Below are 15,813 nucleotides of genomic sequence, written 5' to 3' on the forward strand. Positions count from 1 at the left end.
ATCATATCTGTTACTCATATTAGATTCGTTTTGCAATCACGAAGTTCCTGTTCAAAATATTGGGGAATACCCTGTTTACATTACCTCAGGGATTTACTCCCAGCAGCTTCAACTGTTCCTTGATTTCCGCTTCCAGTACGGCAATTTCTTTATTATCCTGTTCCAGTTGGCGGTTGACTTCGGTCAGGTCGATTTCGACTTCTTCCTCAAAGGTGTCTACATAGCGAGGAATGTTGAGATTGTAGTCATTTTTTTTAATTTCACTCAGAGATGCCAGATGAGCATATTTATCGACCTCATGGCGATTGAGATAGGTCTGAATAATTTTTTTGATGGCATCTTCACTGAGATTATTTTGATTTTTGCCCTTGATGAAGTCCCGACTGGCATCAATAAAGAGGATATCCTTGGTCGGACGTCTCTTTTTGAGTACCAGAATAATAGTCGGAATGCTGGTTCCATAGAAAAGGTTGGCCGGTAGACCAATAATTGTATCTATGCGGTTTTTTTCGATAAGTGTCTGGCGAATCTTCCCTTCGGCTGCGCCGCGAAAAAGCACGCCATGCGGCAAGACAATGGCCATGGTTCCCGTTTCATTCAAATGATACAGGCTGTGCAGTACGAAGGCATAGTCCGCTTTGGATGCCGGTGCCAGTTTACCGTAATCACTGAACCGCGGGTCTTTGAGTTTGGAAACGTGATTATCCCATTTCGCGGAATAAGGTGGATTGGCTACGACGGCATCAAAGCTGCGCGGCCGGTCGACACCCTTGCTGTCCGGACCATCCGGCCAGTCGTTTTCGAGGGTATTGGCATTACTCAGCGTCATGTTGGTATAGGAAACATTATGCATCATAAGATTCATGCGCGCGAGGTTGTAGGTCGTCGTATTCAATTCCTGCCCATAATATTTAACAGGTGTACCTGCTGGCAGCTCCTGTCCTACGGTTAGCAGCAAAGAACCAGAACCCATCGCCGGGTCATAAAGCTGGAAAAACGCGTCCTTTTTCACTGCCCCCTGCGTAACGATCTTGGCCAGTATCTGACTGACCTGATGCGGCGTATAGAATTCGCCGCCCTTCTTGCCGGCGCTGGCAGCAAACTGGCCGATGAGATATTCATAGATTTCCCCGAGAATATCCTTGCCATCCTCACGCTTGTACTCCATTCCATTCACAAGCTTCACAATATTATTCAGCGATTTTGCCCGTTCATTCGTCGAGCTTCCGAGACGAGTATCGCCCAGATTAATGTCATTAAAAACGCCTTTAAAATCCTTTTCCGCCGCAGCATTGCGTTCGGCATTCGCATTGAAATGATCAAATAAATCCTGATAGTCGCTGGGAATAACCTGTCCTTCGTTGATTTTCTGCAGCAGGGATTCCCATGTATCCGCTGGAGCAATAGCATATCCAAGACTTGAAGAAATATCCTCCAGATAGTCAGCTAAGTCCTCTTTGCCAGCCTGCCGGGCATAGACATCATTGATGGATTCACCCTCATTCACGTCAATGGCATTACTATTGACAAGATACTGCTCCTGATGCTCGGAAAGATAACGGTAAAACATAAATGCCAGGATATAGTTCTTATACTCTGAGGCGTCCATCGTTCCCCGCAGTTCGTTGGCCATAGCCCAAAGCTTACCGGTAATCGTCTGTATTGTATCACTCATGAATCTTATTCTCCTTCTGTAAATCACTTGTCTTATACACAATATACCCCTCGTAAAAATAGCTCATATCGATACCTTTCATATAGACCTCACGATCATGTATCTTATCCGTTAATGCTGCCCGCAACACATGTTTGATCTCGATATCCTTGACCGGACTGCGTTCCATAGCCAGCAGATAATCGGTCTTGTCTACCAGACTCCAATCCACCACCTGCTTAAGTTCTTTTCGAAACAATACATCCAGCCATATCCGCATGCTTCGGCCATTGCCCTCACGAAACGGATGTGCGATATTCATTTCCACATATTTTTCAACAATCTCATCGAAAGTTGACTGTGGCAGCTGCTCAATATTCCGCAGCGCCGCCTCTAAATACATGAGCGGCGCAAAGCGAAAATTTCCCTTGGCAAGGTTCACAGTACGCAAGACACCGGCAAAATCGTAGATATCCTCAAACAAGGCGCGGTGAATCTGTACTAATGCCGAAAAAGTCCCCGGCTGTAAATGCTCCAGTTCACCGCTTTCCCACAAATGAATTGCCTGCTGCTTGCTGATTTTCTCTTCGACACGAGCCAATTCGGCCGCATCAGTGATATGAAATTTATTTTCCAAAGTCATAGTGGCTGACTCCTTTCGATTATCAAACAAACATTTGCTGCAATAGAGCTTTTTTCTGCGTTTTCAGATGAGTTAGTTTACGCTGATGAAGGGTGATAAGGTTATCGACTTCTTTAAAAAACGCCCCAATATGTTGTTGTTCTCCAATACATGGCATAGGTAAAATAAATTTTCTTACATTCTCCATACTCAACGCTGGTTGTGATGATGTAGCAATCAGGGGGAAAATGACTCTATCATAAAATACTTTACTTCCCATTACTTGGACAGCATATTGAGAATCACATGACTGATCCACTCTTATTCTTGCAACATTTGGAGCCAAATAATACCTATCATTCTCTGGAATAATCGCTAATTCACCAACAGTACCAACATATGTTAGCAAAATATCATTTTTATATAGCTTACTTCGATTCAATTTTGAAAAGTCACTACCATCTATATACTTCACATCATCTAAAACAAGATTCCCTTTTTTTACATTCAACCCACGTAAAGCAATAATATTACCATCGTCAGCATATGTTACATACTTTGTAAATTCAAAACCTGCTAATTTAGTAACATCAGCTATATCTCCCAGCTTACGCTGTTCCCAAGCATCCGTAAATCCCGGAAAACGCAGTTCTGGGAAACACTCGCCTTTTTTCGGAAACATTTTTTGCAGCAGACTTTTCTTTTTTGCTTGCAGATGTGTCAACTTACGCTGATGAAGGGTGATAAGATTATCGAATTGTTCTAGGAACTCACCTATTTTCTGTTGTTCCGCTAGCGACGGATAAGGTACTGGCATTTCACGGAGTACTGCATCCTTAATTGCAAATCGGTCAGACCTTGCCCCTGAGTCACCATTCAAGTACATAAAACCATGCCAGCCTATCGTACTGAAATACGTTTCTAAAAAAGTATTATCAATATCATGGGTTTTAAAAACATAATACAATGGTGACATTACGCCAGTTCTGCCTAATTTATTACGTTTAATCGGACCAACTGGAGCACTCGTTGAAATACGTGGATTATAAACAAAATCATCATTTTGTACAACGTAATACCCACCTAAATTTGCATCATTAGAAATATCTTTATCAAAAAAATCACGTTGACTAATCACACCATACTCTGCCGAATTCGTAAATGTTTCCATATATTCAAGGTTGCTATTCTTTGTTGTGATTTTTTCACTAATCTCCCCCAACTTACGCTGTTCCCAAGCATCCGTAAATCCGGGAAATCTTAGCTTTGGTACTTTTGCTTTCTTTTCCATGCCCTCTATCTCCATTTCCATCTATTTGTCAGCATTCAGCCAGTTCATCGGCCAACTTATAGATGGCTTCTCTCAGGCTATTACGATATTTTATCTTCGACAACTGTTGCACTTTGGCATCATGAGCAAGGCTCTTGTAGTCGACACTAGCCTGCGTGATGATATCGCGAAGCTGATTGGTGTCATCGAGATCCTGCTGTCCAAAGTGGTGGCTGCTAAACCATTCGCGCATCTGAGCGCTGGTGATGATATCGGCAATGCCCCATTGGATGCGGAAATCCAGAAACTGACGATCCAGACTGACCACATTCGCGGCCTGAATTATCGAATCACTATCCTTCAACTGCGCCGGATAGCGGAACTTCTGCCCTTGCGGCGGATAATGACCATGCAAGATAGCTGCGGCGGCATTGCGAATCTTGCCCGCATAGATTTGGTCTTCCAGACCATTCGCAAACTGGCGAATTTTATCATGTGTTTCTTCAGCTTTCTGCCGTTTGCCCTCATGCACTTCATTGAGCAGATTTTCCAACAGCTCGGTCAAATAGTCATAATCAATTTTTACATCTTTTACATGGGTCATCTTGAGCTCAATCTGATAGACGGAAGTCTTCTTTTCCTTAGCAATTTGCTGCTTGAGCTCATTTGTGAGCACGGTAGTGAGCATCGCTTCCTGATCACTCGTCATACCAAGCTTTTCAATGAGCTCATCCGGACGGTCATAGTCAAAACCCGCAATCTCTCCTGAGACATCTTCTGGATTGTACTGCTTGAGTTTAGCCATGCCGGCATTGTAGGCACGCAGCAATTCCAGCATATGCTCATGCTGCTTCTCCGAGGGTGGCAGCTGTTGGAACGCACTTGTAAGCGCCGCCAACTTGTCCACGATCTCTTTGACTTCCTCGAACACATCTGGAAAGGACTTAGCAACAATGCCGTCCTTCAGATTCTGCGCCTGCTGCTCTTCCTCGGAAAGAATGGCCGAATCCTTGTTGGCATAGATAGCCAGCGCCTGATTCATGAGCTTTTCATTCTGTGCCGGCCAGCGATAGTTCACAATACGTCCCCAAGGTTTCTCCTGCATATCCGCAACACGGTTCGTCCGGGAGTAGGCTTGTATCAGCCCGGCTTTTTGCAGGGTGCGGTCTACATACAGCGTATTCAGCTCCGGCGCATCGAAACCGGTCAACAGCTGATCGACGACAATGACCAGATCCAGAAATTTCTTATCCGTAGCCGATTTATTCAGGCGGTTGGTAACATCTTGTGTATAACCAGCCGCATCATCAAGACCAAAACTCGTACCAAATTCTTTGTTATAGACTATCATCGCTTCATGCAGGCCCTCATTCGTTGCCAGCATGCTGTCATTATTAGCGGTATTCACACTGAAGGTCACGGCAACTTTCAATGTCTGCTCGCCTTTTTGCCGATGGGCTTCATTGACGCGCCGAAATTCCCGAAAATACATCATGGCCATCGGCGTGCTTGCCTTGCCGCCGCCCACATGGGTTGTGAGCAGCGCATTATATTTCCCCTCATTCGAACGATTTCGCCAATTTTTGAAAATATCCTTCACGACCAGTTCCACATGCTGCGCGTTCTCATCATAGAAACTCGGCTCCACCGCATCATCCATATCCTCCAAGCTCAAGTGCTGCACCTTTTCTTGTATTTGCTTTTCCGTCCATTTTGGATACCGCTCCTGATAAAAGGCCGGCAAGTATTCCGTCCGCATCTGTTCTTCGTCGATAGTCGTTTCAAAATCTACCTTGAATCCCAATACGTTGCGATCCGCGATGGCCTCCCGTATGGTATAGGCATGCAGCAGCGGACCAAAGATATCCTCCGTGCGCAGGCCTGTAGTTGTTTCATCGAACATCGGTGTTCCGGTATAGCCAATCCAGGCCGCGTGGCGAAAGGCTTTCTGAATTGCCGCAAAGCTATCACCACCCGTGGAGCGATGCGCTTCATCCACGATAAATACCAAATGCTTATCCGGTGCTTTGAAAGATTTCCGTTTGATGAGCGTATCAATCTTCTGCACCGAAGTCACGATGATATTATTATCCCTGCTTTTCAACTTCCGACTCAAATCCGTCGTATTCTTCGTATCCTGCACACTGCCAGTTTTCTTCTGCGTCATTGTTTCTTCCTTGGCATCCGGATCATAGGCACGATATTTTTCGTTGGTCTGCGTTGTGAGCGCAATTCGGTCGACAACGAAAATCACCTTATCTACTTTTGGCATACGGCTCGCCAGCCATGCGGTCTTAAAACTGGTAATGGTCTTGCCAGAGCCGGTTGTATGCCAGATATAACCGACCTTACTTGTTCCCATATCAAAGTCCACTTTTTTGAGCTGTTCCAGCACCTTCTGTGTCGCATAGACCTGATAAGGGCGCATGACCTTCAGCATCTGGTGGTTCTTCGTTCCGTCGAGGATCATGTAGTTTGTCGCCATCTGATGTGCCATAGGAATACTCAGCATGGAATCCGCGAATTCCTTCCAATTCCGCACGATTGTATTGTCCTTTTTGCGCTGCCAGTGGAACGCAAAATCTTTATTGAAGGTTTCTGAAGTAGTATTAGCCATATATTTTACATTATTCGGCGTAATCGCCACCAAAATCTGCAGCGTAGAATAAATATCCCGGTACTGGCCCTCACCGGCATACTGCTGCATCTGATTAAGTGCTTCATCAATATCATGCGTATCACGCTTTTCCTCGATCTGCAGGATAGGCAGCCCGTTAATCAAAAGTGTCGTATCAAAGCGACGATTTTGCTTGCCAATGATTTTAGCCGGACGCTCAATCTGGTTTACAATCTGATATATCGTATCGCCGGCACCAATCTGTCGCTGGTCAAACACCGTCAGATAGACATGACGACCATCGTCCAAATCAATTTCCAGCTGTGATACGCCATTCAGACCATACAGGAATTGTCCTGCTTCATAGGGCGTCGCGATATCCGAAATCTGCCGTTTCACTTGGCCGAACTCCACTACGCTCAACGGATGATCCAGCGTACTTTGATTGTGGCATTCGAGGATTTCTTTGAAATTCTGCCAAAGTTGTTCTGTCGTCTTTATGTCCGGTTCATACCGCCAAAGCTTCGTCTTAACACAATATTCGTTTGCCGTCTCTTTGGATACGAATCCCTCTCCTGCTCTTTCTTTCATTGGTATTATCCCGGATGTCAGATACTGAATCAACTCCGTTTCAAATTGTGTTTCGTTCATCACTTGCCCGCCTCCGCTAATTTTGCCAGACATATTATTTTTTCCAATTCTGCCGCCCGATTTTTCAATGCCGTCAAATGCAGCTGCTGCAAATAAAGCTCCCCTATTTGTCTTTGTCTACCCAATAACGGCAGCCTCTCTATTCGGATTTCTTTTAGTTGCTGTAAAGTATATTTTAATACCTGCGATCCCTGCAGACTAATAAAAAATTGTTTGCGTATGGATTGATCCTCATTTAGTAAATAGACTAAAAAACCCGCATCAATAGTTGAAACCGGCAACAGCTTGATATAGTTTTGCGTATAAAGATATCCATCATGAGCCAGTTGAACAATAGCCGCTTTACCCGTAATCAGACTGAACACAATATCGCCACAGGAAAGGATATGAACCTCATCCCTGGTATGCACTTCTTGGTATGCACTTCTTTGCTGGCTGTCTGAGCTGAGCACACTCTCATTTAATGCAGGGTCTTTTTATCTGTCGGTGAGTTAGCCATTTGTCACTTCTCATAATAAATGGCAGTGCGCCGTAACATAGTATTTTCGACCTTGTTACACCAACTATAGACACCATGTTTCTAGCGTAAAAAAGAGAAGAACAACCTTTCGCTGTACCCCTTATAATTTATTTGCAAAGTTCAATAGGACGACATGACGTCCTTTAACAGTATATTGATCAAGCTCTCTTGGTAAAAGGCACATTTCCATTCCTGCATGAGTTTCACAATGGGCTGTAGTTCAATATCACAAATTCCCTGCAAGCGTTTCAATCGTCCTTCCGTCAAATAATTTTTTGTTTTTTGATACTCATCTGCAGAAAAATGCCAAAGTCTCACTTGCTTATACCTCTGCCGCAATTTTTGGGCAATAATCAATCCCTCCGGATCAAAATCACCGGAATACAAAAGAACTGCTCCACTTGCCGCCAAGCGGTCCAAAAGTGCCCATGATGCCGTTTTCATTTGACCGTGTAAACAAAGCAGAGGAACAACTTTGTTGCTCTTTTGCAATGCATCCAAGAGCATAGAAAAGACTCCGGAATTTTCAACAATATAAACCAGAAAATCCGTCCCGGCACTCTCTCCAAAAGGCAGAATCTGCTCTGCCCGCACAATTTCACGAAATGGAAGATTCAGTGGGGACAACGATTGTGCTGCTGTCTGCCAATATAACAGCAGCGTCTCTTTAGCCAAGGCTTGCAATCCAAATACCGTAGCAAAATTCAAGATATCATCCCGTAATAAATGAAACATATAGAATAAATTATTTTTGTCCTCGACAGTACCATAGACTGCGCCATTTGCCAAGAAAGAAAGCGCCTGCAAAAACACCTTTCCAGCATCGGTGTTCCAATCCAAGGTATGCGGGTTTCCACTTACCCTATTGGCGAAAAAAGGCAAGCGTTCATAACCATCCGGCAACATTGAAAGAGCTTTTGCAACGAGCCCCAGTAATTGTTTACGTTCATAAAATTCAAGATGTGATAGTCTCAATTTCTGCGTTTGCAAAGCTCGTAACCAATTAGTTGCTTTTTCACAAGAGTATTGTTGTAAAAGCTCCGTAAAAATCTGTTGTCTTCGTGCTTCAATCTCTGCAGCAGTTTCTTGCTTACTCAATAACTGCCCGGGATAAAGTTGTGCAAGAAAATTTTCCAAAGGTATTGCCGCAAATCTCGTTTTTTTCCACGCTGTAGAAAAAGCCGCATAACTTATACGAAATTGTTCTTTTTTTATCATATCCCTACGAAAAAACGACGACAAATCAACTTTCTCTTCTGTAGACAGCTTTTCCATTTTCACAACTCCGCCCCAATGATCCAAGCTGCGATATTTTTCACAAAAAACCATACCTAGTTGATAAAGCCCAGCTTTTTGTAAAAAATAGCTACGCGCTTCCTCATATAAATCAGCTGTCATCTTTATCGTTTGCCTCCTGTATCACAACCTGACGAACATGTCCATTCCAATGATACGGAACAACCGTCACATAGGGAGCATTTGCCGGTCGCAAAAGTTCATAAATATTAAGAGCTGGCACTACATCATAATCCCCCCAAAGCGACTGTGAATTCATGATATAGTTAAAATGCAATTGCTCCACGAGCTTAAACATATCACGGATATTTCGTTCATCGACACCCGCAAAGGCCTCATCAAGCGTGATAATATAAGGGGCATCCGGGCCAGCTTCCAAATAACGAGAATACGCTGCTGAAAACAGCGGAATATACATTGCCATGGCTTTCTCGCCACCACTGAACTTGAAAAAGACCTTATCCGTGAGCTCACGCCTTTTAATTTGTTCGCCTTGGTCATAATAAAGGCGAAACTGGAACCATTGCCGATAATCCAACAAATTGCGCACCGCTGTTTGAAAGGACTCGATATCGCGTTCTTGTGCGTTAGCCTCATTACGAGCCCGATCAATACGTGCCTGAAAATGATGTACCATTTTCTCCATGTCATCATCTTTGAGCACCGTCGGATCCGCATGCAAGAGTTCGACGAGCTCAGCTGTATCCAGCTCATTCTCTTTTTCCGCACGGATTGGTTTCCACTCCAGAATAAAACGCAGAGCACTTGATGTATCACTTTGTTGCATAAGCATATTCATCTTTTTAATCCAGGCCTCAGCTGCATAGATCTTCTCACTGATGATCTTGCCAATGTTATTCATAATGATTTCTTTGTAAATCTTCTTATCTTGTTCAGAAAGCAGATTTTTCTGCTCATCCAAGTGTTCATTCAGCCAGTTTCTTTGCTGATAAGGACTTTGTATCTGTCCATCCGCTTCCACAAGAGCTACCTGTCGCCGTGCCTTTTCTCGCAATTCCTGCCATGCCTTGAAAAAAATCTCTTCATCTTCTGTTTCCAGTTCAGGTAATGCACTCACTTCCGTCACTTGTTCACGAAATGATACCCTATACTCGGTAAGAATTCCCTGATCGCGCATATACTGTGATGTGACCTTGCCCATCAACATATTTTCCGCAGGTTTTTCCTGCATCCACTCTTGTTCTAGTTCTTTAAGCTCATTTTTTTCAGGCGGATCATTAAATACAAGACCACGCGAAAGCTCTTCTTTTAGCAGTTTATGCCAACTTTCTTGCAGAATTTCATAAAGTTTTACCCGGCGCTGTAAACGGATGTATTCTGTCTCTTTCTGCGCGGCCACATTGGCAGCTCTCGTCTGTTGCGCTACCATGGCATCCCGCTCTGTTGGTATAACTTGCAAACGATTTACGATTTCAGCAATACGCTTTTCCACCGCAACAGCATCCATTTTCTGGAGTATCTGGTCGAGAACTGCTAAGCGTTTCTTCATTTTTTCCAATTCCATTTCACCTGAAAGAATTTCTCCGCGTAAATCATCCACTTCCGACTGAATCGTTTCCACATCCTGACGGATACGTTCCACCAGTTGGGCTGCATGCAAAAAATCATGCTGGTCAACTTCCACCCTAGAAAGATATTCCCGATATTTGCCCATAGACTCTATCGCCAACTCATAAACGGATACGGACAGCTTTAATCTCGACGTACCACGAAGTTCTATCACTTCTTGATGCAGTTTCCGCAATTTCATCGATAATGTCTTTTTTTGTGCGTCTTTTTCACTTACACGCTGTTCCTGCATCTCAATCTGTTTTGTTTTAGCCATTTCCTCCATATAAACATCCGTAATTGCTGTAGTCTGAGGAAAATCATTTTTAGCCTGATGTAAGATTGTCATCTTTTTTGCTAATTTCGTTAGAATCGCTGCTTGCGAAAACCTTTGTTCGCTAAGAAGCTGCAATTCCTTCTGTTTTTCCTCAATCTGCTGGTGCCGATAAGCCTCACGTGCCTGTCGGCCAATGTAAACGGCCCGTTCTCTCTGCTCAGCCCGGCCTGCAACCACCCCGTGATGATAGCTACCATGTATAATGTTGATGCACGTGCCCGCTCTCAGTTCTGCTTCATAGAACTTGTCATCTATTACAATACTGCCCAAAACATCTGCGATACGTTCTACTGTGATACCATTGCCCAGAGCTACCGGTTCCAAATAATTAAACAAGGTATTTGCTAAAAGAGGCACCTCCCCACTGAATAACACATTTCCGTACATCGTTTCCGGTAAGTTCTGTGCAGCTTTATTATCAGCCAAAATCAACGCATCCATGATGCCCGCCTCAATCAGCACCGATTCAATGCGTTCCCTCAACCCCGCTGAAACTTCCGGGCGAAACTCCGTCGCCTCATAAAATGACATAAACGGTTGTTGTTTTGCCGTAAGTTGTGCGCGTGCAACAACGTAGGCCGCAGCACGCGGTGGTTCCACCTCCTTCGTTTCTTTCAGTTTTTGCAGTTCTAGCCAAAGCTCATTTTCCTTTTGTTCCAGACTTTGCCCAATCGCTTGTTGTGATGCAATTTCCGTATTTAAAAGTTGCTGCTTTTCGCTATAAACACGATCCAACACGCTTACTGCCGATTTCCACATTGTGTCCCGGAACAAATTTTGCAACACATTCACCAGCGCAGATTCATCCTCATGAGAAAAAGGAAGGCTGTCTTTATACTTCTTCTGCCATTCGTAGTAGGATTTAACCAAATCATCCTGCTCCTGCTCTAACTTTTGCAAACACTCTGTTTTCTCCTGACAGTAAATGTCCAGCTGTCGATTTTCTTGTCCAAGCTCTTGTTCAAGCTGTCGGTTCTGTATTAACTTCTGCTCATATTCGGTCAACAATTGCCGCACTTGTTGTAAATTATGTACATAATTTTGGCAGTCCTTTCGCCAAAGCTGAAAATGCTCTTTTGCCTCCTGTTCTGGCACGAAACCAGCATACAGAATCCTATGTGACTCGAAATCCGCATCCGTTGCTGTATACTCCATTTCCTCCAGATTTTCTTGCATATCCATCTGCAACTCTGCCATTTTTGCCTCTTGTTCTTGTTTAACCCCCATCTGTGCCAATTCCCGCTGACGCTTTTTTTCCAAACTTTGTGTATGGGCTCTATATGTATTTTGCTCTTTTTCCAGCGCATCGATGAGCCCTTTCTTTTCCTCCACCGCCTTATACGCTTCGTTTTCCTTCAATGTTTCCTGTTCCTGCTGCAACATCTCATACTCAAGAATCAGTGTTCGTTGGCGTGACTCCGCCTCCTGTTCCGACTGCTTAGCGGCTTCAATTTCCGCTACAGTTTTTGCAATTTTTCCCTGCACAGATACAACCTGATGGTCATATTCTTTGGCAATTACACTGCGCTGGGCAAGGGCTGCACGATTACAGTCATCATAGACATTGCAAAGGCGATCAAAGGCTGCTTTTTCACGACTCAATTGTTCGATGGAAAGCTTTGTTCTTTCCATATTTTCCAGCGTTTCAGCCAAAGGACGCAGATCCTCATCTGAAAAAGATGGCAACGATTCATTGAGTATCTCATAGATAACGCTTGGTTTAAAATCCCGCGAAAGTTTCGGACTTCTAAGCTGAATCAAAAGCTGCATAAGCTCTTGATACTTCTCAGTAGTTTCAAAACCAAAAATATGTTGATTGACCATCGTCATATATTCACGTTGATCTGTTACCACTCGGCCATTCTGTCCTATCCGATTTTCAAGTTCCCTACGGGAAAGCGGCACACGCACTTTCTTCCCGGTCAAAGGATCTTTATCCGCTTTATATAAAAACAAATCCTTATTGACACGTTGACCATTTTGCAGAATGAACCCCCAAAAATCCACTTTTGAAGTTCCACGCCGTGCATGAAGACCGATACCTGTCGTTAAATATTGGTCACTGTGTTCTCGTTTGTATTCTAAATATAGATAACCCGTGCGGTCTTCATAATTGCTGATCTCTTTTTCCCCCAGCAGATAATCTTCGATTCGACGAGCCCTTGAACCAAAGCTATCCAAACGATTTGCCCGCTTTACTCCATCGAGCAAAATCGTGATGAGGCTCTGCATGGTCACAGATTTTCCGGAACCATTACTGCCTCGCAAAAGCAGTCGTCCTCCTACAAACTCAAATTCAGCCTCATCATAATACCAATAGTTTAAAATCCCGGCCCGATTCATCTGCCATTTATTTGTCGCCACTCTTTTTTTCTCCTGTGCTATAGTCTTTTGGATACGTACCACTTATTCGAAACAATGCCGGCAAAAGTTCGATGAGTTCCATCTCTCCTTCAAAACTTGCCATACCCCAAGAAATCATTTCGTCTAAAACCGTATGTGTAAGCCGCTTCCCACCCATTTCACGAAATTCTTTTGTCCATCCGCTGCTGACTTGCTCTGCAAGGTTCTCTAAAAAATGACGAAATTCATGCAGACTCAGAAGCTTTCGTTTCTGCCAATCCGCCTGTTCCCGATATACACTGGAAAACTGCAAGATAATATCATGTACCCCTCGCATACGATAGGGGAAAATATCTTTAAACCAAGTGTTTCTCTCATAACTCACAGCCATTGCTGTATCTTGATAAAGTTCTAACTCCAAATCAAAAAAATCATTAATTTCATCATTGATCCTCGAAACCATATTTCGTAAATAGATAAAATCTTCCTCACTTTCTGCCTTCCGATAATAAACCGGTTGCAAAAGCAAACTGCGATAGACGCGATTACGTTTTCTGCGCAACATATCTGCCGACTCAATAGACTCTTCCATAAAATCTCCTGCACAAAGCTCTTCTGCACAATGATATTCCTTAATATTCTTTGGATAACTACGTAAAAAGCAACGCGACAAAACGCTTACTTCATATAATGCCTCGCCAGCCAAGACACCATCACTCGTCCCTTCATGCAAAAAGATATCACTCTCATCTTCAACTACACGCAGCACTTGAATATCCAATAAATAATTGATAATGCGAATAAGTACTTTCCGCCAGTTATATGATTCCCAGTTTAATTCGTCTATAGTATCTTCCTGCGGATAATAACTCAGCAACGCTTCACAAAGGTCACTAAGTAAAAATTGTCCATCAATCTCCTGTTCCTCCAAAAAAGCCATCGTACAACAAAGCAAGACATAATCTTCCGGAGTCTGCATATCTTCAATCCCCAAGACAGCTTGTGGTTTTGCCGGTATTTTTTCCAATTTATAAAAACGCGCATTTACTAAAAGTGGCCAACCACATTTTTCCCGAAAATATTCCCGCAGTCGTTTCTCATAACGGCGAATCATGAAGTACTCATCCGGCATATCGCGACGCAAAATCCACTGTTTTTCTAAAAGGAGTTCCGCCGCCTGTCGAAGTTCCTCTTTTTCTAATTCTTTCTCCATGGACTCAAAACGCCTCTCCTTTTTTCACCATAAGTTTCATCGCCGGTAATAGAAAATCTCCATCATCACATCTAAGGCAAATTTTTCTTTTCTCCTTAGAATTCCAAACCAATTTCACAATACGTCCCGTCTCTGTTTGGATTTCACCTGTAGATTGCTGCATACAACGTGCAACCCATCCCAGCAAAGTCTTACGTACCTCCATCGATATTTGGGGCAGCTTTTCCAAAGTAATTGCACCATCAACAACAAGTGCATCCAATAAAGCGTCATGTTTCGCACGCTCTGCTAAATAATCACGAAGCAGCTCCATCTTCTTTTCCCGCTGGTCTTTGATTGCTATTTGACGAGTACGCTCACGATACGTATTGACCCGCGGCCTAATCTCTACCAAAGCTGGTTTTTCATCTTCGATATGTGCATCTATATTATCACTTTCCCGGGTCTGTACAAAAAAGTGCCGTACACAAGACGCCCCAAAGAGTACTGAACTAAGCTCAGCCGCTTCCCTGTTATCCCGGCAGCCTGCGAACCATTTCGCCAAATAAAGATAATCATTCTTGCGGCTACGAACAGCTTGGTGCTGTTCAGCCAGACGCTGCGCAAAGCGCGTAATACGCCGGATGGTATCCATTGTCTCTGTATAAAGGACCTGCAGCTCACTCGTACGATAACCTGTACCCACGAACCAATCCTGCATCACCATATAACTCTCCCGAAAATCCTCAATATACGCTTCCCGACTCTGCTGTTCACCCAGACGTGGAATTTGCAACTGATAATCCGCCAGTCGCACAAAATTCTTTTCAATATGAGATTCTTTTCCTTCGTTAAAAAGTTTTTCAATTTTTAACGAAGATCTCTGCAGCCCTAGTACAAAACTTTGTAAATACTGACTAAATTTATCCTTATAAAGAATAAATTCACTTGTTTGCATACATTCCTCAACTTTTGCACTATTTAAATGTGCTAAATAATCGGATGAATTTTGTACAAGTGAACTAAAAAAATGCTGCAAATCCAGCCAAGTTTGATTAAGCTCCGCCAACGTAAAAGTATCCGCATGCTCAATTAATTCTCGCAATGCATGCAGTATACGATCAAATTGCGTCGTTTCCAACGACCCTCCAAATTCTTCTCCAATAGATTGTAAATGTCCAATCATGCGTTCAATTTCTACCGTATACGGCGTACATTGATAACGAAATTTGCGTCGTTTAAAATCCAGTATACTGCGTGCCCGTCCGGTTTCCTGATGTGGTTTAAGGTTATTCCAAGCTACAAGCTGGGCGAGATCCTGTTCAAGCTGCTCAAAGCTATATTCTTGAAAATGTACATCTTTCCGCAGTTTATGATAAATATCCTCCGGATAAACATACGTCTGCATGTGCTCATGCTTTTTGTAGCAATAATGCACGATAGCCCGATATCGCCATGTATTTTCCTGATTCAGATAAGCAGTCTCTGTGATTCTACAAAAATCATTTTCATTCATGCTCATCACCTCCTCGTTTGATACTTCCAGTAAACCTTATATAAAATACATTTTCATTCAGGGTTGATTATTTACCTTGTGAAGTTTAAGCTTTTCCCGCTCCTGTAATATTTAATTAATGGCTTCTTAGGCTGAACCTGTGGTTGAATCCTTTTACCCATTTATTGAGGAACGGATACGCCATATTCATCTAGAATATTTGATTGGTACTTTCCGTTGTTATATA

9 protein-coding genes are annotated in these 15,813 nt (G+C 43.3%); all 9 read right to left on the bottom strand.

Going from position 1 to position 15,813, the window contains the following annotated elements; all coding sequences use genetic code 11:
• Nucleotides 1-85 precede the first annotated feature (85 nt).
• A complete protein-coding gene (locus F8M42_RS07455) occupies nucleotides 86-1,675 on the bottom strand; it encodes a type I restriction-modification system subunit M (protein ID WP_182185669.1) in 1,590 nt (529 codons plus the stop codon).
• On the bottom strand, nucleotides 1,668-2,297 hold the full coding sequence (gene fic / locus F8M42_RS07460; RefSeq protein WP_182185671.1) for a protein adenylyltransferase Fic: 630 nt from the start codon (nucleotides 2,295-2,297) through the stop codon (nucleotides 1,668-1,670). Before fic ends, F8M42_RS07455 begins: the two co-directional genes overlap by 8 nt.
• Before the next feature lie 22 nt (nucleotides 2,298-2,319).
• On the bottom strand, nucleotides 2,320-3,567 hold the full coding sequence (locus tag F8M42_RS07465) for a restriction endonuclease subunit S (RefSeq protein ID WP_182185673.1): 1,248 nt from the start codon (nucleotides 3,565-3,567) through the stop codon (nucleotides 2,320-2,322).
• A 28-nt stretch (nucleotides 3,568-3,595) separates the two neighbouring features.
• A complete protein-coding gene (locus F8M42_RS07470) occupies nucleotides 3,596-6,814 on the bottom strand; it encodes a type I restriction endonuclease subunit R, EcoR124 family (RefSeq protein ID WP_182185674.1) in 3,219 nt (1,072 codons plus the stop codon).
• Entirely contained in the window at nucleotides 6,814-7,224 is a 411-nt protein-coding gene (locus tag F8M42_RS07475) for a restriction endonuclease subunit S domain-containing protein (RefSeq protein WP_182185676.1), read from the bottom strand. The genes F8M42_RS07470 and F8M42_RS07475 overlap by 1 nt, the downstream gene beginning before the upstream one ends.
• 230 nt (nucleotides 7,225-7,454) lie before the next feature.
• The gene (locus F8M42_RS07480) at nucleotides 7,455-8,732 is read right to left on the bottom strand and encodes a TIGR02679 family protein (protein ID WP_182185678.1); all 1,278 of its coding nucleotides are present in this window, start codon (nucleotides 8,730-8,732) and stop codon (nucleotides 7,455-7,457) included.
• Nucleotides 8,722-12,900: a TIGR02680 family protein gene (locus F8M42_RS07485; protein ID WP_182185679.1), complete on the bottom strand. Its 4,179-nt coding sequence runs from the start codon at nucleotides 12,898-12,900 to the stop codon at nucleotides 8,722-8,724. The genes F8M42_RS07480 and F8M42_RS07485 overlap by 11 nt, the downstream gene beginning before the upstream one ends.
• On the bottom strand, nucleotides 12,887-14,092 hold the full coding sequence (locus tag F8M42_RS07490; RefSeq protein ID WP_182185681.1) for a TIGR02678 family protein: 1,206 nt from the start codon (nucleotides 14,090-14,092) through the stop codon (nucleotides 12,887-12,889). Before F8M42_RS07490 ends, F8M42_RS07485 begins: the two co-directional genes overlap by 14 nt.
• A 4-nt stretch (nucleotides 14,093-14,096) precedes the next feature.
• Entirely contained in the window at nucleotides 14,097-15,593 is a 1,497-nt protein-coding gene (locus F8M42_RS07495) for a TIGR02677 family protein (protein WP_229711296.1), read from the bottom strand.
• Between the last annotated feature and the right edge of the window lie 220 nt (nucleotides 15,594-15,813).

Source organism: Pectinatus frisingensis, from assembly GCF_014076555.1.
GTDB lineage: Bacteria > Bacillota > Negativicutes > Selenomonadales > Selenomonadaceae > Pectinatus > Pectinatus frisingensis.